We start from the raw sequence: 18347 nt of genomic DNA, 5'->3' as shown, positions 1-18347 counted from the left end.
CAGTATGTTGAGCAGGAAAATAAACGCGCTCATGGTCTGAATGATCCTTGCCGCAGTTTGCGTATGCACGCTAGTTCAACGTGCAGAGTGAAAATAAGGCTTCGGCCGGTGCGACGGTATCGTGATTTCTCACTACCCCCCGTCCAGTGATTGCCCCGAAAGAGGGCCGGAAAGCGGGATGACAATCTGCGGTAACCCGCATAGTCTCCGGGCATACTTTCGGTCGTTGCGGGGGATTCGCGAATGTATGTAATTCTTGGCCTTATTGTTCTGGTCGCGCTCTATGCCGTCTTTGTCTACAACGGCCTTGTTCGCGCGCGGCAGATGGCCGAGGAAGCCTGGTCCGGTATCGATGTGCAGCTGAAGCGCCGCGCCGACCTGATCCCGAACCTGATCGAGACGGTCAAGGGCTATGCCGCCCACGAGAAGACGACACTCGAAGAGGTCGTTGCCCTCCGCAATAAGGCGCAATCGGTTCCGACGGGCGACGTCGCCGGTCGCGCTCAGGCAGAAGGCCTGCTCGGCCAGGCGCTTGGACGTCTGCTGGCACTCGCCGAAGCCTATCCCGACCTGAAGGCAAACGAGAATTTCCGCGAGTTGCAGACCTCGCTGGAGACGATGGAAAGCGAAATCCAGATGGCCCGCCGTTATTACAATGGCGCCGCCCGTGATCTGAATGTCAAGGTCGAAAGCTTCCCCTCCAACCTTGTCGCTGGCCAGTTCGGGTTCCAGAAGCGGGACTATTTCGAGATCACCAACGAAGCGGATAGCGCCGTTCCGACCGTAAAGTTCTGATATCCGCCATTTGCCTTTGCGTAAAAACTGCTAAGAGCAGGGCATGATCGTGGCCTGATGTGGCCCTCGCGCAAAGACGGAAAAGACAGGCAATGAGTAAAGACAAGCTCACCATCATCCCGCCGGACAAGCCGCTGACAGGTCGCGCCGTCCCGCCCGGCTCGAAATCGATCACCAACCGCGCGCTGCTCCTGGCAGGTCTCGCCAAGGGCACGAGCCGCCTGACCGGCGCTTTGAAGAGCGACGACACGCGCTATATGGCCGACGCTCTCCGCGCCATGGGTGTCATCATCGAAGAGCCGGATGATACGAGCTTTGTCGTCACGGGCAGCGGCAAGCTGCTGCCGCCGCAGGTGCCGCTTTTCCTCGGCAACGCCGGAACGGCGACGCGCTTCCTCACGGCCGCTGCCGCCCTGGTGGATGGCACCGTCGTCGTCGACGGCGACCAGCACATGCGCAAGCGCCCGATCGGTCCGCTGGTCGATGCACTGCGTTCGCTCGGCATCGACGCGTCGACCGAAACCGGCTGCCCGCCGGTCACCGTCAAGGGCACTGGCCGTTTTGAGGCGAGCCGCATCCAGATCGATGGCGGCCTGTCGAGCCAATATGTCTCGGCGCTGCTGATGATGGCTGCTGGCGGCGACAGGGCGGTGACGATCGAACTGCTAGGCGAGGACATCGGCGCGCTCGGCTACATCGATCTGACCACAGCGGCGATGCGCGCCTTCGGCGCCAAGGTCGAGAAGACGAGCGCGGTGACCTGGCGCGTCGAGCCGACCGGCTACACGGCAGCAGATTTCGTGGTCGAGCCCGACGCCTCTGCCGCGACCTACCTCTGGGCTGCGGAGGTGCTGACATCAGGCAAGATCGACCTCGGCGTTGCAAACGGCGCGTTCACGCAGCCGGACGCGAAGGCCTATGACCTGATCGCCCAGTTCCCGCATCTTCCCGCGGTTATCGACGGCTCGCAGATGCAGGATGCGGTTCCGACCCTTGCTGTGCTCGCCGCCTTCAATGAGACGCCGGTCCGCTTCGTCGGCATCGCCAATCTGCGCGTCAAGGAATGCGATCGCATCCGCGCCGTCTCGACCGGCCTGACGCAGATCCGCCCGGGTCTCGCTCACGAGGAAGGCGACGATCTGATTGTCCAGTCCGATCCCTCGCTCGCCGGACAGCGTCTGCCTGCCAAGATCGATACCTTCGCCGACCACCGCATCGCCATGAGCTTTGCGCTCGCCGGTCTGAAGATCGCGGGCATAACGATCCTTGATCCGGACTGCGTCGGCAAGACCTTCCCGGCCTATTGGCGGACACTGGCCGCGCTTGGCGTGACCTATGCCGATGAGAGCTGACATTATCTGACGCGGCCAGGACGCCGCAGGCGAGGGGTATGATGATCCGACGGCTTTCCGGCCTTTGCTTCGTTCTGTTTCTGATGCTTGCGGCGCGTGGCGCCATCGCCGCGGAGGTGATCAACGCCTTCGCGTCAAACATTGCGCTGGAGAAGAGCGGCGCGATGACGGTGACGGAGACGATATCAGTTACCGCCGAAGGCAACCGCATTCGGCGTGGCATCTTCCGCGATTTTCCGCTGACTTATCAGGATGAAAAGGGCCGCCTCCGCCGAGTCGATTTCGACGTCATCGCGGTCAAGCGCGATGGCCGCGACGAGCCCTGGCACACCGAATCCATCAGCGGCGGCATCCGCATCTATGCCGGCTCGGAAGACGTTACCGTGAGCTATGGCCGGCACGAGTATGTCTTCACCTACCGCACCAATCGCCAGATCCGCTACTTCGACGATCACGACGAACTCTACTGGAACGTAACCGGCAATGGTTGGATCTTCCCGATCCTGATGGCGACGGCGACCGTGAACCTTCCAGATGGCGTCAGCGCGATCGATACTGCTTTCTTCACCGGCCCGCAGGGCGCGACGGACAGGAATGCAAAGATTTCAGGCGGCGGAAGTCGACTGTTGTTTTCGACGACCCGGGCGCTGAACGCAGGCGAAGGGCTGACGATCGCAGTCAAGATGCCGAAGGGCTCGATCAATCCGCCGAGCGCTGACGATGAGCGGCGCTGGTGGCTCAGCGACAACCGTGATTACTTCCTCGGCTTTGGCGGTCTCATTCTGGTCTTCCTCTATTACACGCGCTCCTGGCTGAAGGTCGGCCGTGACCCGGCGCGTGGCGTGCTGGTGCCGCGCTGGGATCCGCCTGATGGAATCTCGCCGGCGCTGGTGAACTACATCGACAATCGCGGCTTCTCCGGGCAGGGCTGGACGGCGCTGTCGGCAACGGCCCTCAATCTCGCGGTGCGCGGCTTTGTCGTGCTGGAGGACCTCAAGAACGCGATCGTCATCCGCCGCACCGACAAGCCGGTCGGCAAGGAGAAGCTGGAAGCAGGGGAAGCCAGCCTGCTTAACGCAGTCGGAGCCAAGGGCTCGCTGACGATCGATGAAGCGAACGGAACGAAGGTGAAATCAGTCGGCGACAGCTTCCGCACAGCCATCGAGCGCGAGCACCGCGGCAAGTACTACAACGCGAATGCCGGCTACACGACCGGCGGCATAGCGCTCAGCGCCGCTTCATTGGTGGCCCTCTTCGTCTTCGGAACGCTGGAACCTGATGCGATCGCCCTGATGATCATTCCGATTGGCGTCGTCGTCTTCATCTCGGTGTTCGTCGCTGGCTTCGCCAAGTCGTTCCGCCCCGGCAGATCGCTCGGCGCGAAGATCATGTCGGTGATCGCGATCGCCATTGCTGTCTTCATCGGCTTCAGCATCGTCTCGTCGCTGGCTTTGGCGCTGTTCTCGTCGCTGGTCGAGTTGCATGAGACGCCGATGCTGTTTGCGATCGGCGGCATCATTCTCCTGAACCTGCTCTACGTCTTCATCATGGGTGCGCCGACCCCGCTCGGTGCCAAGCTGATGGATGGCATCGACGGTCTCCGCCAGTACATGACGCTGGCCGAGAAGGACCGCATGAACATGGCTGGGGCGCCTGAGATGTCGCCCCAGCATTTCGAGAAGCTCTTGCCCTATGCCGTGGCGCTTGGCGTCGAAAAGCCCTGGTCGCGCGCGTTTGAAACATGGCTTGCTGCTGCGGCGGCGGGTGCCGCTGCAGCGGCCTATGCTCCCTCCTGGTATTCCGGTAATTTTGGCAGCGGCAATTTCTCCGATCGCATCGGCGGCTTTTCTTCGTCGATGGCCTCGACGATCGCCTCCACCATTCCGGCACCGCCATCAAGCTCGTCCTCCGGCTTTTCCGGCGGCTCGTCGGGCGGCTTTTCCGGCGGCGGCGGTGGTGGTGGCGGTGGCGGCGGCTGGTAAGGCGTCCTGCTCAATCATTCCTGCTTGAGCCCCCGGCAAGCGACTGTGCTTGACGTAGCAAGTATTCCTGCTTGACCCCGGGCAAGCATTCCTGCTTGACCTTTCGGCGCTCTCCCCTTAACCGCCAGACGGAAACGTGAAAGGGACGGGCATGAAGGTTCTGTTGATCGGATCGGGCGGACGCGAGCACGCATTGGCCTGGAAGCTGGCGCAATCGCCTCTCATGACGGAATTCTACGCCGCGCCCGGCAATCCCGGCATTGCCGACCACGCGACCCTGGTTGCCGTCAATGTCGACGATCATGATACCATCATTGCCTTCTGCAAGGACAAGGCGATCGACTTCGTCGTGGTTGGCCCGGAAGCGCCGCTCGTCGCCGGCATTGCTGACAAGCTGCGCGCCGCAGGCTTTGCAGTCTTCGGCCCATCGGCAGCAGCAGCCCAGCTCGAGGGTTCGAAGGGCTTCACCAAGGATATCTGCGCCCGCTACGGCATTCCGACCGGTGCCTATCAGCGCTTCAACAACCCGCCGAAGGCGAAGGCCTATATTCGCCAGCAGGGCGCCCCGATCGTCGTCAAGGCGGATGGCCTTGCTGCCGGCAAGGGTGTGACTGTTGCCATGACCGTTGATGAGGCGCTTGCTGCCGTCGACGATTGCTTCGAGGGTGCCTTCGGTGCCGCTGGCGCCGAGGTCGTTATCGAAGCCTATCTCGATGGCGAGGAAGCGAGCTTCTTCTGCCTTTGCGACGGTAAGCATGTCCTGCCGCTCGCAACGGCCCAGGACCACAAGCGGGTGGGCGAGGGCGACACCGGCCCGAACACCGGCGGTATGGGCGCCTATTCGCCTGCTCCCGTCATGACCGCCGAGATGGTCGAGCGCACGATGAAGGAAATCATCGAGCCGACCATGCGCGGCATGGCCGAAAGCGGCTATCCCTTCTCCGGCGTCTTCTTCGCCGGCCTGATGATCACCGCCAAGGGCCCCGAGCTTATCGAGTACAATGTCCGCTTTGGCGATCCCGAGTGCCAGGTGCTGATGATGCGTCTGAAGAGCGATCTTCTGCCGCTTCTCCACGCCACCGCCACCGGGACGCTCGATCAGGTGTCCGCCGAATGGACGGATGATCCGGCCCTGACGGTCGTCATGGCATCGGAGGGCTATCCGGGCTCCTACGACAAGGACACGCCGATCCGCCATATCCCGGAAGCGGGCGAGGGCGCCAAGGTGTTTCATGCCGGCACAGCGCTCAAGGACGGAGCGCTGGTCGCAACGGGTGGCCGCGTGCTGAACGTCACCGCCACAGGGAAGACGGTTGGCGAGGCGCAGACGCGTGCCTATGCGCTCCTCGACAAGGTCGATTGGGACAATGGCTTCTGCCGCCGCGACATCGGTTGGCGCGCGATCGACCGCGAAAAAGCGTGAGCAAACCCGAAATCGGGTCAGTTCTCTAAATTTTTACCCTTTCCCCTGACGGGATGGAAACAAAGCCACGCTAGTCTCTTCTCAACGTGAGACGGAGTGTTCCATGCGTCAGGTCATCTTGGGTGCGATAGCTGTGTTTACGGCAGGGTCTGCCTGTGCCTCCTCGATTGAGGTCGTGGGCAAGGACGCGCGCACCAATGGCGGGAGCATCAGCCAGGAAAGCTGCCAAACCTGCCCGCCGCTTGAAAAGGTCGAGCGCAAGAAGGACTACACCGTACCGACGCTGGCACCTGGCGCGCTGCAATCCTCGGAAGTTCGCGACGTCAACGGTGAGATGAAGCTCTATCGTACCGAAGGCTGGATGGGCGGCTCGCCCGTCGTTTTTGTAACCAAGGCGCCAGCCGAACCAATGACAGCCGCCACGCAGCCGGCCGACAACATCGACCGCGCCTCGACGACGGCTGCAGTCATCGGTGGCGACGTCAAGCCGGTCGCGGCAGGCGTGACAGGCGTGCCGAAGGAACAAAAGGCGCCGCTCGACGTTTTCAACTTTGAACTTCGACCCTGATTTCCAGTTCCCTGCCCCAGCCTGACCAAAGTTTCGGTCGTCCGGGGTCCACCCCGCGGTGGATAAAATGCGTCCCTGAGAGAAGCAGGGACGCATTTTTTTATTTCTAGTGAGCTTTGCCGAACGGGGAGTTGCCAAAGTTCGGCGCAAGCAGGCGCGCAAGTGCGTGCAATCCAGTCGAAACATCCAGCCAACGCAAATGGTGTTTGGTGCCCTGGCTATCAGCAACGGCAGCGGTAGCTTCAACAGCCGTCAGCTCGGGAACCGGCTCCGGCGGAGGGGAGTAGATGCGTCCCTGATCGAGGGAAAGGATGGTTAGCGTCGTAATCATGGCCGTCTCCCACTTGCGGTTTTGCTGTGGGAAGCAGTCTCAGCCGGTTGCGGCCTTCCGGTCCTGAAAGGCCCAAGGAAAAGTTCCGAAACGATCCGAAACTAGCGCTCAGGGACACCCGCCAACCTCAACCCGTCGAGGAGGGCAGCAATGCGATCCGGATATTTGCCGGGTTGGCCGGCGCGGATGCGCTCGGCGGTTATATCAGGCGTCAGTCGTCTCAACGCCGCTAGGTGGCGATGGGCTTCCTCCATGCGGCCGAGATGCGCACTCGCAGCAATGAGCACCCATAGCGTTGGCTCGAAATTCGGATTGCTGGCCAGCGCTCTCGAAGCCCAGGCCACCGCCTGCTCGTATTCTCCGAGGATCACGTGGGCATGCGCGATGCCGCAATGCGAGAAATGCGCGCCGCGGTCACCTGGGGTCAAGCGGTTGGCCCTGTGGAAGTGGCTGAGTGCGTCGTTGACGTTGCCGCAATGAAGATGCCCGATGCCGGCCCTGACAACGACCATCGGGTTGTTGGGATTGGATTCGGCGGCCGCCTGCAGAACTGCAGGACCCCAATCGTAGTCCTTCACCGTCTGCATCAGGGCGACGCCGCAATGAGCCATGACCATGGCGTCGCCGGCGCAGTGCTCCAGCGCCCGCCGCGCCAGTGCGCCGCAGGTTTGCACGTCGTCCTCGGTGAGCGACGGCCAACCCATCGTGTAGCGATGCTCGAGCGCCCATGCCGCATGGGCAAGCAACTGCGCATTGTCAGGCTCGACGGCCAGCCCTTGCATGAGAAGCGCATAGGCGGCAGCGTTATCGCTTTCGATTTCGGTCGAGATCTTGGCCAGCGCCTGCAGGTAGATGTCGTAGGTGGCTACGCTTCCGGGCCTTTCACGTCGTGACCGCTCGATCTCGGCCGTCTGGATCAGCGGTTCGATCAGCGTTGCGACGCGCTCGGTGATGCGATCCTGAAAGTCGAATATCTCGTCCAGCGTCCCGTCGAAGGTCTGCGCCCACATATGCGTGCCGCCTTGACCCTCGACGAGTTCGGCGACAATGCGCAAGCGGTTGCCCTGCTGCCGGATGCTGCCTTCAAGCACGTAGCTGACACCGAGTTCCGCCGCGATCTTGCGCACATCCATCCCGCTGCCCTTGTAGGCAAAGGAGCAGTCCCGGCCGACGACGGCAAAGCTTCGGAACCGGCTGAGGGCTGCAATAATGTCGTCGACGATCCCATCGGCAAAGTAGTCCTGGTTTGGATCGCCGCTAAGATTGCTGAAGGGGAGGACAGCTAGGGTCGGCTTCAACTCCGGGGCTGGAGCAGCGGCTTTCGTTTCAATGTTCGCGCGGATGAAGCGGTAACCGACACGCGGCACCGTCGCAATCCATTCCTGCCCATCGGGTGTAAGACCGAGCACTTTGCGAAGCGCCGCCACCTGGACAGTCAGGTTGCTTTCCTCGACTGCGGTTCCGGGCCAAACGCGCTCCATCAGCGCATCCTTGGAAACAACATTGCCGCGGGCTTCAAGTAACACTTCAAGAAGAGCCGCGCCGCGTTGGCCAAGCGCGACCGCCCGCCCATTCCGCAGCAAGCCGCAGCCGGGATCGAGAACGAATTCACCGAAGGCATGCGAAGCCTCAGCCATGCAGCAAGTATAGCGCAACCGCCAGAGTCGGAAAACTGTACGGCGTGCCTTGCGACACCACTTCAACTTAAGGGCGCGCAGATGAATCAAACTTGCCGCACACTGCAAGAATGCACTGATTATATTTGATAATCCTTTGAGCGCCCGCACTTGGCAATTGTTAATTCATTCACTCTAACTCTAACAACCAAAGCCGGAAGACGCATGATTGTCGTCGCCACGCGTGGTCAACGCAGAGGTCGGGAGTTCATCGATCCGGGATTGCAGCCAGCGCCTGCAGCGCGAGGAAACGGTCGCCCAGAACCATGTTGTCTCGACCATCGGCCAGGCGCTGGAGCTGATCGCCCGAGGTGACCTGACGGTCCGTTGCGCCGATCTAGGCCAGAAGTACGCAGCTCTTCGCGACAACTTCAACGATGCGCTTGCGCATCTCGAAGCTGCCATGGCCAAGGTCAGCGCCAAGGGCGGCGACATTGCCGTCAGCAAGGAAGAGATCCGTCGCGCCTCAAACGATCTGTTGCAGCGCACAGAGCGTCAGGCCGCGAGCCTCGGAGAAACCTCCGCAGCGCTCGATGAACTGACCGTCGCCGTCCGCCAGACCGCCGAAGGCGCCCATGAAGCCAGCAAGCGTGTCGAGGCCGTCAGCGGCGAGGCGAGCCGTAGCGATGCCGTCGTCTCCGAAGCGATCGAAGCGATGAGCGGTATCGAGAAGTCGTCTGCCGAGATCGGCAAGATCATCGGCGTCATCGACTACATTGCTTTCCAGACGAACCTGCTGGCTCTGAACGCCGGCGTCGAAGCCGCCCGTGCCGGCGAATCCGGCAAGGGCTTCGCGGTCGTCGCTCAGGAAGTGCGCGAGCTGGCACAGCGCTCGGCTGCGGCTGCCAAGGAGATCAAGGATCAGATCGCCCGCTCGTCCGGCCAGGTCGATCAGGGCGTCCGTCTGGTCGGCGAAGCCGGCGAGGCGCTGAAGCGTATCTCTGACCAGATCAAGGCCGCCAACGAGATCGTTGCGAAGATCGCCCACAGCGCCTCCGAGCAGGATACCACGCTGCGGTCGATCTCGTCCTCGATGAACCAGCTCGACGCTGCGACGCAGCAGAACGCCGCGATGGCCGAGGAAACCACTGCGTCGGCCGAGTCGCTGGCAAGCGACACCGACGAGCTTCTGAACCTCATCCGCGGTTTCCGCGTTGGTGACAGCCAGGATTACAGCGCGCAGGTTCGCCGGGCCGCCTGAGGTTCGGGCGCCAAGCAAGAAAACGGTCGTCGGGCGTTCCGACGGCCGTTTTGAATTAAGGGGAGTCGGCCGTCGCGGCCTCGTCGGCAGTAAGCCCTGCGACAAGTTCCTCAATTTCGCGATCGGAGTAGACGGCAATGCCAGCTTGCTTCAGAAGCGCGGCCGTCACGCCATTTGCTGCGAGCTTCTGCCCGGAAAACGTGCCGTCATAGACAAAGCCCGAGCCGCAGGAGGGGCTGCCATCGATCAGCAGCGCATAACGGCAGCCTGTTTCGATCGCGAGCGCCAGTGCATTCTCGGCAGCCCGCTTGAACTCGCCCGTCACATCGCCGCCGCTGACCTCGACGACGCGCGCACGGCCGGAGAGGACATCCTCGCCCGTGGCTGCGCCTTCAATTTCGGCGGGCGGACGCGGCACTGGCATTCCGGCGGACATCTCGGGACAGACGGTCACCAGCCGGCCTTCCTCGATCCAGCGCGCGATCGCGGGATGGGCGAGCGGCTTCGACTGGCCGTCATAACGGACGGCATGGCCCATGAGACAGGCGCTGACGAGGATCTTGTTCATGACTTTGGCATAACGCCAAGGACGTGATAGTTCCAGTCCGCCGTAAGACTTGATGAAGGGATGCAGGGTGCAGCTAAGCATTGGCGCGGACAAGCCATGACCGATCTTGCGGTTTATGCCGCGCTGTTCCTGGCGGCTTTTGCGGCTGCCACGATATTCCCGATGCAGTCGGAAGCCGGCCTCGTCGCGCTCATCCTGGCGAAGCAGCATCCGGTCATTGCGCTGATCGCGGTGGCGACAATAGGCAACGTCCTTGGCTCGGCCGTCAACTGGCTGCTCGGCGTCGGCATTGAACGATTTCGCGACAAGCACTGGTTTCCCGTCCGCCAGCCTGCGCTCGACAAGGCGCAAAGCTGGTATCGGCGCTATGGCAAGTGGTCGCTGCTTCTGAGCTGGATGCCTGTTATCGGCGATCCCATCACCATCGTCGCCGGTGTGCTGCGCGAACCGCTTCCGATGTTCCTGCTGCTTGTGACCATTGCCAAGGCCGCGCGTTATGCGGTTCTCTCGGCGGCTACAATCGGAGTTGCTGGCTGACGGAAATCAGAGATTTCCATCCTTGAATCAAAATCTGAGCAAGGATGGAAATCTGCAGCAAATGTCGGATGTTAAGGCGTCATCCGCACGCCGCATCTGATGCGCTTAACCCGAGATCTTCGAGAAGTCGGCGACCGTGCCGGTTGCCTCGCGGATCAGGCGAAGCAGGGAAAGGCGATTGGCGCGGATTGCAGCGTCTTCGTCATTGACCAACACGTCGTCGAAGAAGCGGTCGACCGGAGCACGCAGCCTGGAGAGCGCTTCCATCGCCGAGCGGAAGTCTTCCTTGTCGACGGCCGCAGAGGCTTCTGCGGAAGCGGTGGTGATGGCGGCAAAGAGCTGCTTCTCGGCGTCGAGTCGGAAGAGATTTTCGGAGACGCCGTCGGCGATCACCGTGCCCTTCTTTTCCTCGGCAGCCAGGATCTGCGTGGCACGCTTGGTGCCGACCAGGAGGTTCTTGCCATCCTCGGACGTGATGAAGGCCGTTAGTGCCTCGACACGGCGGGCGATCATCAAGAGGTCGTCGGCCTCCGGCGTCAGCACGGAATCGATGAGATCGTAGCGCGCGCCCTGATCGCGCAGATAGACCTTCAGGCGGTCATGGAAGAAGGAGAGGAGGTCGAACTGGCGTGACAGGTCGTTGTCGTCAACAGTCTTGCCTATATCCGTATCGATGCGGCCCATGTGGCTGGTGATGCGCGGCAGCAGCGTCAGGCGTACACTCCGCTCGAGAAGGATGCGGATGACGCCAAGGGCAGCCCGGCGCAGCGCAAACGGATCCTTCGAACCGGTCGGCTTTTCGTCCACAGCCCAGAAGCCGATCAGCGTGTCGAGTTTGTCGGCAAGCGCCACTGTGATCGCGACCTTGTCCTGTGGCAGCTGGTCGGACGGGCCTTGCGGCTTGTAGTGCTCCTCGATCGCGGTCGCGACAACGGCATCCTCGCCCTGAAGGGCGGCATACTTGCGCCCCATGACGCCCTGCAGTTCCGGAAACTCGCCGACAGCCTCGGTGCGCAGATCGGCCTTGGCAAGCACCACGGCCCTGTCGACCAGCTTGTAATCGGCACCGACCGGGAAAGCGACCTTTGCGGCCATGGCGCGGATGCGCTCCACGCGCTCACCCTGTGTACCCAGCTTGGCGTGGAACGTCACATCAAGCGCATCGAGCTTCGCCATGCGCTGGTCGAGCGGCTTCTTGAGGTCGAGGTCGAATTTCTTTGCCGAAGCCTCCAGTGTCTCCAGATCAGGCAAATCGCCCTGGTCGCGCTTCCAGAAGTGCAGCGCGTCGGACAGGCGCGCGCGCACGACCTTGCCGTTGCCGTGGATGATTTCCTTGCCGCCGTCGCTGGCTTCGATGTTCGAGACGAGGATGAACTTGTTCGACAGCGTGTCGCCGCCAACAGGGCGCGTCACGAAACACTTCTGGTTCGTCTTGATCGTCAGGCGGATGATCTCCGCCGGAATCGAGAGGTAGTCTTCCTCGAAGCTGCCCAACAGGACCTGCGGCAATTCGACGAGGCCCGAGACCTCTTCGAGCAGGCCTTCGTCCTCGACCAGTTCCAGTCCGTTTGCAAAGGCGACATCGCGGGCATCATGCAGGATGATGTCCTTGCGGCGTTCGCCATCGAGGATCACCTTGGCCTTTTCGAGGTTCGCGATGTAATCGCCGAAACGCTTGACGGTGATGGCGCCGGGCGCATGGAAACGATGGCCGTAGGTCACGTTGGAGGCGACGATGCCGTCGATCGAGAACGGAATGACGACGGTCTCTTCATGCTCGGTGCCGAACGTGCAGACGATCGATTGCAACGGCCGGACCCAGCGCAGCGAGCCCGGCTGAGCGGAAGCCGCGCCCCAGCGCATCGGCTTCGGCCAGGGGAAATCGCGAATGATGCCGGGCATGACATCGCTGATGATCTCTTCAGCGGTGCGACCGGGCTTGGAGATGATGGCGATGTAGAAGTCGCCCTTCTTCGGGTCGCTCTGGATCTGCGCCTCGGAAACGGAAGACAGACCGGCGCCGCGCAGGAAGCCTTCGATCGCCTTCTCGTTGGCGTCGGTGCGGGGACCCTTCTTCTCTTCGCGCACATCGGCGGAGCGCGCCGTCAGGCCGCGGATATCGAGCGTCAGCCGGCGTGGGGTCCAGTATTCGCGCGCACCCTCGTAGGAAAGTCCTGCTTCGACAAGCGCATCGGTCACGAGCTTCTTCAGGTCGCCGGCAGCCTTGCGCTGCAGGCGGGCCGGGATCTCTTCGGAGCGGAGTTCTAGGAGCAGATCTGGCATGTCACTTTCCTTGCCTTCTCTGGGGAAGGCGCCACAAAGGCGGGGCTAAAAACGGTCGCCTCTGCTAGCAAAGAATGCCGCATCTGCACAACCGCAAAAACGGCCGCTGGCCGTGCTATGTTGCTGTGGATAGGGACGTCGGGCATTGCCTTGCCGTTTTTCGCCGCTATGGTCCCGCAACTTTTGTGAAAACGCAGGAATTCTCATGGCCGCTGACCTCCGCTCGCTCGCCGCTGTCATCTCCTCCGAAATCAACGCCCGGCCGGACCAGGCCAAGGCGGCGATCGAGCTGCTGGACGAGGGGGCGACCGTGCCCTTCATCGCCCGCTACCGCAAGGAAGTAACGGGCGGGCTGGACGATACGCAGCTGCGCAACCTTGCGGAGCGACTGGTCTACCTGCGCGAACTGGAAGCGCGGCGCGATACGATCGTCGAGTCCATCAACGGCCAGGGAAAGATGACCGACGAACTGCTTGGCAAGATCGCCGGTGCCGCCACCAAGGCCGAGCTTGAAGATCTCTATCTCCCCTACAAGCCGAAGCGTCGCACCCGCGCCGAGATCGCCCGCGAGCGTGGCCTCGGGCCTCTGGCGGAGGCGATCCTGGCTGATCGCTCGAAGGAGCCTGCGACGCTGGCGGAGGGCTACATCACCGCCGATGTGCCGGATGTGAAGACGGCACTCGAAGGCGCGCGCGACATCGTCGCCGAAGGCATCGCCGAAAATGCCGATCTGCTTGGCAAGTTGCGCGCCCATATGCGCAGCGCTGCCCTGCTGAAGGCCAAGGTGGTCGATGGCAAACAGGCCGCTGGCGAGAAGTTCTCCGACTACTTCGACCATTCCGAGCGCTGGGCGACCGCCCCCGGTCACCGCGCGCTAGCCATGCTTCGCGGCTGGAACGAAGAAGTGCTGACGCTGACCATCGAGGCCGATGCCGAGACCGTCTCTCCCAACAAGCCGGTCGAGCGCATGATCGCCGCCGCCTACGAGATCGGCGCGAGCCGTCCCGGCGACCGCTGGCTGATGGACGTCGCAAGCTGGACCTGGCGCGTCAAGCTCTCCATGTCGCTGTCGCTCGACCTGATGCGCGAACTTCGCGAACGTGCCGAGGAAGAGGCGATCCACGTCTTCGCCCGCAACCTCAAGGATCTGCTGCTGGCAGCGCCAGCCGGTTCGCGCCCGACCATGGGCCTTGATCCGGGCATCCGCACCGGTGTCAAAGTCGCCGTCACCGACGCCACCGGTAAGGTCGTGGCGACCTCGACCGTCTATCCCTTCCAGCCGCGGAACGACGTGCGCGGTGCGCAGCTCGAACTGGCATCGCTGATCCGCAAGCACAATGTCGAACTGATTTCGATCGGCAACGGCACCGGCAGCCGCGAGACGGAAAAGCTGGTGGCAGACATGCTGGCCGATCTGCCGGCGCCGAAGCCGACCAAGGTGATCGTCTCTGAAGCTGGCGCGTCGGTTTATTCCGCCTCGGAGACCGCCGCCCTCGAGTTCCCCAACCTCGACGTCTCGCTGCGCGGCGCCGTTTCCATCGCCCGCCGCCTGCAGGATCCGCTGGCCGAACTCGTCAAGATCGAGCCGAAGTCGATCGGCGTCGGGCAGTACCAGCACGATGTCGATCAGCAGAAGCTGTCGCGCTCGCTCGATGCCGTCGTCGAAGACGCGGTGAATGCCGTCGGCGTCGATCTTAACACCGCTTCCGCGCCGCTGCTCTCCCGTGTCTCCGGCCTGGGCGCCTCGATTGCCGACGCGATCGTCAAGCATCGAGACAGCGAAGGTCGCTTCGAGACCCGCCGTGACCTGTTGAAGGTCGCCCGCCTCGGCCAGCGTACCTTCGAGCAATGCGCCGGCTTCCTGCGCATTCGCGATGGCAAGGAGCCGCTCGATGCCTCCTCAGTCCACCCAGAAGCCTATGGCGTCGCCAAGAAGATCGTCTCCGCCTGCGGCCGCGACCTGCGTTCGCTGATGGGCGACACCGCCGTGCTGAAGGCCGTCGATCCGCGTCAGTTCATCGATGAGAAATTCGGCCTGCCGACGGTGAAGGACATCCTGGCCGAGTTGGAAAAGCCCGGCCGCGACCCTCGCCCGAGCTTCAAGACAGCAACCTTCGCCGAAGGCGTTCATGAGATCTCGGACCTCACGCCGGGCATGATGCTGGAAGGCACCGTGACCAATGTCGCGGCCTTCGGGGCTTTCGTCGACATTGGCGTCCATCAGGACGGTTTGGTGCACGTTTCGCAGCTCGCCGATCGCTTCGTCAAAGATCCTCACGAAGTTGTGAAAGCTGGCGACGTTGTAAAAGTTCGCGTCGTCGAGGTCGATGCCAAGCGTAAGCGCATCGGCCTGTCGATGAGAAAGGACGATGGTTCGCAGACCTCCGCTCCGCGTGGCGAGCCACGTGGAAATCAGCCGGTTCGCGGCCAGAATGACCGGCGGTCGGCTTCGCCAAAGCAGGAAAGCCAAGGTGCGTTTGGAGCTGCACTGGCTGAGGCCATGAAGCGAAAATAAGCGCTTAGCAACCAAATTTGCAAAAATGTCACACTTCGGCGACCATGTTGCCGAGGTGCGAATTACGGCGCTTGTAAGGCGGATGAGAGATACTAAGTTGATCGGATCATCCTGTCACATTGCGAGGCCTTACTTATGGCGTCGGCTTTCTTATCGATTGTCCAAAAAATCATCCGTAAGGGTAATCTGAGACTCACTCTCGCCAATGGCGAGACGCATGCGGTCGGTGATGGCACAGGCGAACTCGTTGTCGCCCGCGTTGCCGATGAAGAGGCGGAACAGCTGATCCGCCGCGATCCCACCCTAAAGCTAGGCGAAATGTACATGGAAGGCCGGTTCATTCTCGAACAGGGCAACATCTACGATTTCCTGGCGATGGTGAAGAAGAACACCACCAACGAGATCTTCGATATCCCGATGGCGGCTCTCCTGATCGGACGCATCGCCCTGCAGCAGCTGAAGAGCCGCATGCCGATCAACCGCAACAGGCGAAACGTTGCCCACCACTACGACCTGTCCGAAAAGCTCTTTGAACTCTTCCTCGACGAGGATTGGCAATACTCCTGCGCCTACTACAACCCACCCGGCATCAGCCTGGAGGAGGCGCAGGTCGCCAAGAAGCGGCACATTGCCGCGAAGCTTCTGCTCGAACCGAACCAGCGTGTCCTGGAGATCGGCTCCGGCTGGGGCGGCATGGGCATGTACCTGGTGGAATCCACGCCGGGACTGGAGCTCACCGGCATCACGCTCAGCAAGGAGCAGCTGAAGATCTCGCGGGAGCGAGCTCAGAAGCGTGGTCTTGGCGATCGCGCGCGCTTCGAACTGCAGGACTATCGCACGATGACGGGCAGGAAATTTGACCGCATCGTATCGGTCGGCATGTTCGAGCATGTCGGCATCGGCAATTTCGGCAAGTTCTTCAAGAAAGTGCATGAATTCCTAGACGATGACGGCGTCATGGTGTTGCACTCGATCGCACGTCCGAAGCCAAGCTTTGCGACCAATGCCTTCATCGAGAAGTACATTTTCCCGCAGGGCTATATCCCATCGATCGGTGAGACCATACCTTTTATCGAGAAGGCGGGACTGCTCGTCCGCGATGTCGAAGTTCTGCCGCTGCACTATGCCTACACACTGCGTCACTGGCGTGAACGCTTCGTGGCGCGCAGGGCCGAGGCGGTTGCGCTTTATGACGAGCAGTTCTTCCGCATGTGGGAATTCTACCTTGCGGGGTCGGAAATGGGCTTCCGCTGGGACGAACTTTTCATCATGCAGATCCAGATTTCCAAGAACCAGTATTCCACCCCCGATAACCGCGACTACATTGCCGAGAACGAGGCGAAGCTGAAAGAGTTCGAGGCGACGCGCACGCCGCTCGAAAAAGTCATTCTCTGATCCAGATCAAAAGGCGCGGCAAAGGCCGCGCCGTCTTTAAATTCGGAGCTTGATGACAATGGCAAGCACCCTTCCGGAAATCCATCTCGTGCGTCACGGCGAAACCGAGTGGAGTTTGTCTGGGCGGCACACCGGTCGCAGTGACATTCCGCTCACGGCAAAAGGCGAGGCCGCAGCACGTGACGTCGGTTCGCGCCTTGCGGGTAGAGGTTTTGCGGCCGTGTGGTCGAGCCCGTCGCAGCGCGCGCGCGACACCTGCGAACTCTCGGGCTTTGGCGCCGGCGCGATCGTCAAGGATGACTTGGCGGAATGGGACTACGGCGCCTACGAGGGTATCACCACCAAGGAAATCCACGCGAGCCGACCCGGTTGGCAGCTGTTTCGCGACGGCTGCCCCAAGGGCGAGGCGGCGGGCGATGTCGGCGGGCGAGCAGATCGGATCATATCGGAGTTGCGGCTGGCCAATGCCCCGATCCTGATCTTTTCCAGCTCGCACTTCCTGCGCGTCCTTGGCGCGCGCTGGCTCGGATTGCCGCCGACCGATGGCGCGCGCTTCATCCTCGACACGGCAAGCATCAGCGTTCTCGGCTACGAGCACGACCTGACGGAGCCGGTGATCAGGCGGTGGAACCAGCGCTGAAAGGTCGCCCCGGCGGCCGTGAATTGACCTTGACCCGCGCCTCGACGGCTCGCTAGATGGCGTCATGCAACAGATCGGCGGAATAAACGGGCGCGTTGCGGATGCGCCTTCGAACAACTGGGTTTACCGGGTCCTGCCTCCCTGGCTCTGGCCCTACGCGCAGCTTGCGCGCTGGGATCGGCCGATCGGCTGGCAATTGCTGATGTGGCCCTGCTTCTGGTCGGCTGCCATGGCCGCGAATGCGGCGGCTCATATTGGCCAGTTTTCCGGCGGCCAGCTGATTTTCTATCTCGTGCTCTATTTCATCGGCTCTGTCGCGATGCGCGGGGCTGGGTGCACATACAACGATCTCGTCGACCACAAGATCGACATGGAAGTGGCGCGCACCCGCTCGCGGCCGCTGCCATCGGGTCGGGTGACACGCACGCAGGCCAAGGCGTTCATCGTCCTGCAGGCGCTGGTCGGGCTGCTGGTCGTGCTGCAGCTGAAATGGTTTGCCGTCATTCTCGGCGTCCTCTCGCTCGCTATCGTGGCGCTTTATCCTTTTGCCAAGCGCTTTACAGACTGGCCACAGTTCTTCCTTGGCCTTGCCTTTTCCTGGGGTGCTTTGATGGGCTGGGCGGCAATCTTCGGCGACCTTTCACTGGCGCCAATCCTCCTCTACGTCGCCTCGGTGGTCTGGACGATCGGTTACGACACGATCTATGCCCACCAGGACAAAGAGGACGACGAGCTGATCGGTGTCCGCTCGACCGCGCGGCTGTTCGGCGACAAGACGAAACAGTGGCTGGTCGGCCTCTATGGCCTGACGCTCGTGCTTGCCTTCTGCGCCTTCCTGTCCGCAGGCGTCGGCCCGTTCGGCTATCTCGGCCTGCTCATCGCGGCCGGCATGTTCGCCTGGCAGATCGTGACGCTCAATATCGACGACGCCGACCAGTGCCTTGCGCTGTTCAAGTCGAACAATCGCGTCGGCCTGATCATCTTTCTCGGCCTCTTCCTGTCGCTTCTCTTCGTCCTGCCCTGAGGCGGAAACGAAAATGCCCGGCACAATGGCCGGGCATTGATGGTCTGAAATGACGCA

14 protein-coding genes and 1 pseudogene are annotated in these 18347 nt (G+C 62.0%); 11 read left to right on the top strand and 4 right to left on the bottom strand.

The features are described from left to right. Positions 1 to 243: 243 nt before the first annotated feature. The 5 genes from IB244_RS20420 (at position 244) to IB244_RS20400 (ending at position 6120) form a co-directional block, all read left to right on the top strand. Complete coding sequence (locus IB244_RS20420) at positions 244 to 795, top strand: LemA family protein (protein WP_192305368.1); 552 nt, start codon at positions 244 to 246, stop codon at positions 793 to 795. 92 nt (positions 796 to 887) lie between these two features. Continuing rightward, positions 888 to 2147 carry a 3-phosphoshikimate 1-carboxyvinyltransferase gene (gene aroA / locus IB244_RS20415; RefSeq protein WP_169682738.1) on the top strand — a complete coding sequence of 420 codons (1260 nt, stop codon included), beginning with the start codon at positions 888 to 890 and terminating at the stop codon, positions 2145 to 2147. A gap of 41 nt (positions 2148 to 2188) precedes the next feature. Further along, positions 2189 to 4129 (top strand): DUF2207 domain-containing protein, encoded by a 1941-nt coding sequence (locus IB244_RS20410; protein ID WP_169682747.1) that lies wholly within the window; start codon positions 2189 to 2191, stop codon positions 4127 to 4129. 151 nt (positions 4130 to 4280) lie between these two features. Beyond that, positions 4281 to 5552: a phosphoribosylamine--glycine ligase gene (purD, locus tag IB244_RS20405; RefSeq protein WP_169682736.1), complete on the top strand. Its 1272-nt coding sequence runs from the start codon at positions 4281 to 4283 to the stop codon at positions 5550 to 5552. 103 nt (positions 5553 to 5655) lie between these two features. Then, positions 5656 to 6120 (top strand): plant virulence effector HPE1-like domain-containing protein, encoded by a 465-nt coding sequence (locus IB244_RS20400; RefSeq protein WP_169682733.1) that lies wholly within the window; start codon positions 5656 to 5658, stop codon positions 6118 to 6120. Between the two features lie 106 nt (positions 6121 to 6226). Here the strand turns inward: IB244_RS20400 and IB244_RS20395 are convergent, their stop codons facing one another. Both IB244_RS20395 and IB244_RS20390 read right to left on the bottom strand, forming a co-directional pair. Continuing rightward, entirely contained in the window at positions 6227 to 6451 is a 225-nt protein-coding gene (locus tag IB244_RS20395; RefSeq protein WP_169682731.1) for a hypothetical protein, read from the bottom strand. Between the two features lie 101 nt (positions 6452 to 6552). Beyond that, complete coding sequence (locus IB244_RS20390) at positions 6553 to 8088, bottom strand: winged helix-turn-helix domain-containing tetratricopeptide repeat protein (RefSeq protein ID WP_169682729.1); 1536 nt, start codon at positions 8086 to 8088, stop codon at positions 6553 to 6555. A gap of 298 nt (positions 8089 to 8386) precedes the next feature. Here IB244_RS20390 and IB244_RS20385 point away from each other — a divergent pair. Beyond that, positions 8387 to 9328 (top strand): annotated as a pseudogene (locus IB244_RS20385) (methyl-accepting chemotaxis protein); the annotation flags it as partial. Positions 9329 to 9383: 55 nt separating this feature from the next. On the opposite strand, the gene IB244_RS20380 reads toward IB244_RS20385, so the two are convergent. Continuing rightward, the gene (locus IB244_RS20380; RefSeq protein WP_113472034.1) at positions 9384 to 9896 is read right to left on the bottom strand and encodes a DUF523 domain-containing protein; all 513 of its coding nucleotides are present in this window, start codon (positions 9894 to 9896) and stop codon (positions 9384 to 9386) included. A 96-nt stretch (positions 9897 to 9992) separates the two neighbouring features. Here IB244_RS20380 and IB244_RS20375 point away from each other — a divergent pair, with 96 nt between their 5' ends. Next, complete coding sequence (locus IB244_RS20375) at positions 9993 to 10433, top strand: YqaA family protein (protein ID WP_018859342.1); 441 nt, start codon at positions 9993 to 9995, stop codon at positions 10431 to 10433. A gap of 105 nt (positions 10434 to 10538) precedes the next feature. Here the strand turns inward: IB244_RS20375 and glyS are convergent, their stop codons facing one another. After that, on the bottom strand, positions 10539 to 12716 hold the full coding sequence (gene glyS / locus IB244_RS20370; RefSeq protein WP_169682727.1) for a glycine--tRNA ligase subunit beta: 2178 nt from the start codon (positions 12714 to 12716) through the stop codon (positions 10539 to 10541). Positions 12717 to 12921: 205 nt separating this feature from the next. On the opposite strand from glyS, the gene IB244_RS20365 reads away from it, so the two are divergent. The 4 genes from IB244_RS20365 to ubiA all read left to right on the top strand — a co-directional run bounded on the left by IB244_RS20365 (position 12922) and on the right by ubiA (position 18290). After that, positions 12922 to 15231 (top strand): Tex family protein, encoded by a 2310-nt coding sequence (locus IB244_RS20365; protein ID WP_113472037.1) that lies wholly within the window; start codon positions 12922 to 12924, stop codon positions 15229 to 15231. A gap of 135 nt (positions 15232 to 15366) precedes the next feature. Further along, the gene (locus tag IB244_RS20360) at positions 15367 to 16626 is read left to right on the top strand and encodes an SAM-dependent methyltransferase (RefSeq protein WP_018859345.1); all 1260 of its coding nucleotides are present in this window, start codon (positions 15367 to 15369) and stop codon (positions 16624 to 16626) included. A gap of 58 nt (positions 16627 to 16684) precedes the next feature. Then, positions 16685 to 17266, top strand: a complete 582-nt coding sequence (locus tag IB244_RS20355; protein WP_018859346.1) for a histidine phosphatase family protein — start codon at positions 16685 to 16687, stop codon at positions 17264 to 17266. A 64-nt stretch (positions 17267 to 17330) separates the two neighbouring features. Further along, a complete protein-coding gene (gene ubiA, locus IB244_RS20350) occupies positions 17331 to 18290 on the top strand; it encodes a 4-hydroxybenzoate octaprenyltransferase (protein ID WP_169682725.1) in 960 nt (319 codons plus the stop codon). The last annotated feature ends 57 nt before the right edge of the window (positions 18291 to 18347 follow it).

This window comes from Rhizobium sp. RHZ02 (genome assembly GCF_014851575.1).
GTDB classification, from domain to species: Bacteria; Pseudomonadota; Alphaproteobacteria; order Rhizobiales; family Rhizobiaceae; genus Rhizobium; species Rhizobium altiplani.
This window is presented reverse-complemented; position numbering and strand designations above follow the sequence as displayed.

What these genes read in the sequence shown, in the direction of transcription:
- IB244_RS20395 (WP_169682731.1), bottom strand. Translation starts at nt 6,451, where the DNA reads ATGATTACGACGCTAACCATCCTTTCCCTCGATCAGGGACGCATCTAC.
- purD (WP_169682736.1), top strand. Translation starts at nt 4,281, where the DNA reads ATGAAGGTTCTGTTGATCGGATCGGGCGGACGCGAGCACGCATTGGCC.
- IB244_RS20410 (WP_169682747.1), top strand. Translation starts at nt 2,189, where the DNA reads ATGATCCGACGGCTTTCCGGCCTTTGCTTCGTTCTGTTTCTGATGCTT.
- IB244_RS20365 (WP_113472037.1), top strand. Translation starts at nt 12,922, where the DNA reads ATGGCCGCTGACCTCCGCTCGCTCGCCGCTGTCATCTCCTCCGAAATC.
- IB244_RS20420 (WP_192305368.1), top strand. Translation starts at nt 244, where the DNA reads ATGTATGTAATTCTTGGCCTTATTGTTCTGGTCGCGCTCTATGCCGTC.
- IB244_RS20355 (WP_018859346.1), top strand. Translation starts at nt 16,685, where the DNA reads ATGGCAAGCACCCTTCCGGAAATCCATCTCGTGCGTCACGGCGAAACC.
- ubiA (WP_169682725.1), top strand. Translation starts at nt 17,331, where the DNA reads ATGCAACAGATCGGCGGAATAAACGGGCGCGTTGCGGATGCGCCTTCG.
- IB244_RS20375 (WP_018859342.1), top strand. Translation starts at nt 9,993, where the DNA reads ATGACCGATCTTGCGGTTTATGCCGCGCTGTTCCTGGCGGCTTTTGCG.
- glyS (WP_169682727.1), bottom strand. Translation starts at nt 12,716, where the DNA reads ATGCCAGATCTGCTCCTAGAACTCCGCTCCGAAGAGATCCCGGCCCGC.
- IB244_RS20360 (WP_018859345.1), top strand. Translation starts at nt 15,367, where the DNA reads ATGGCGTCGGCTTTCTTATCGATTGTCCAAAAAATCATCCGTAAGGGT.
- IB244_RS20400 (WP_169682733.1), top strand. Translation starts at nt 5,656, where the DNA reads ATGCGTCAGGTCATCTTGGGTGCGATAGCTGTGTTTACGGCAGGGTCT.
- IB244_RS20390 (WP_169682729.1), bottom strand. Translation starts at nt 8,088, where the DNA reads ATGGCTGAGGCTTCGCATGCCTTCGGTGAATTCGTTCTCGATCCCGGC.
- IB244_RS20380 (WP_113472034.1), bottom strand. Translation starts at nt 9,896, where the DNA reads ATGAACAAGATCCTCGTCAGCGCCTGTCTCATGGGCCATGCCGTCCGT.
- aroA (WP_169682738.1), top strand. Translation starts at nt 888, where the DNA reads ATGAGTAAAGACAAGCTCACCATCATCCCGCCGGACAAGCCGCTGACA.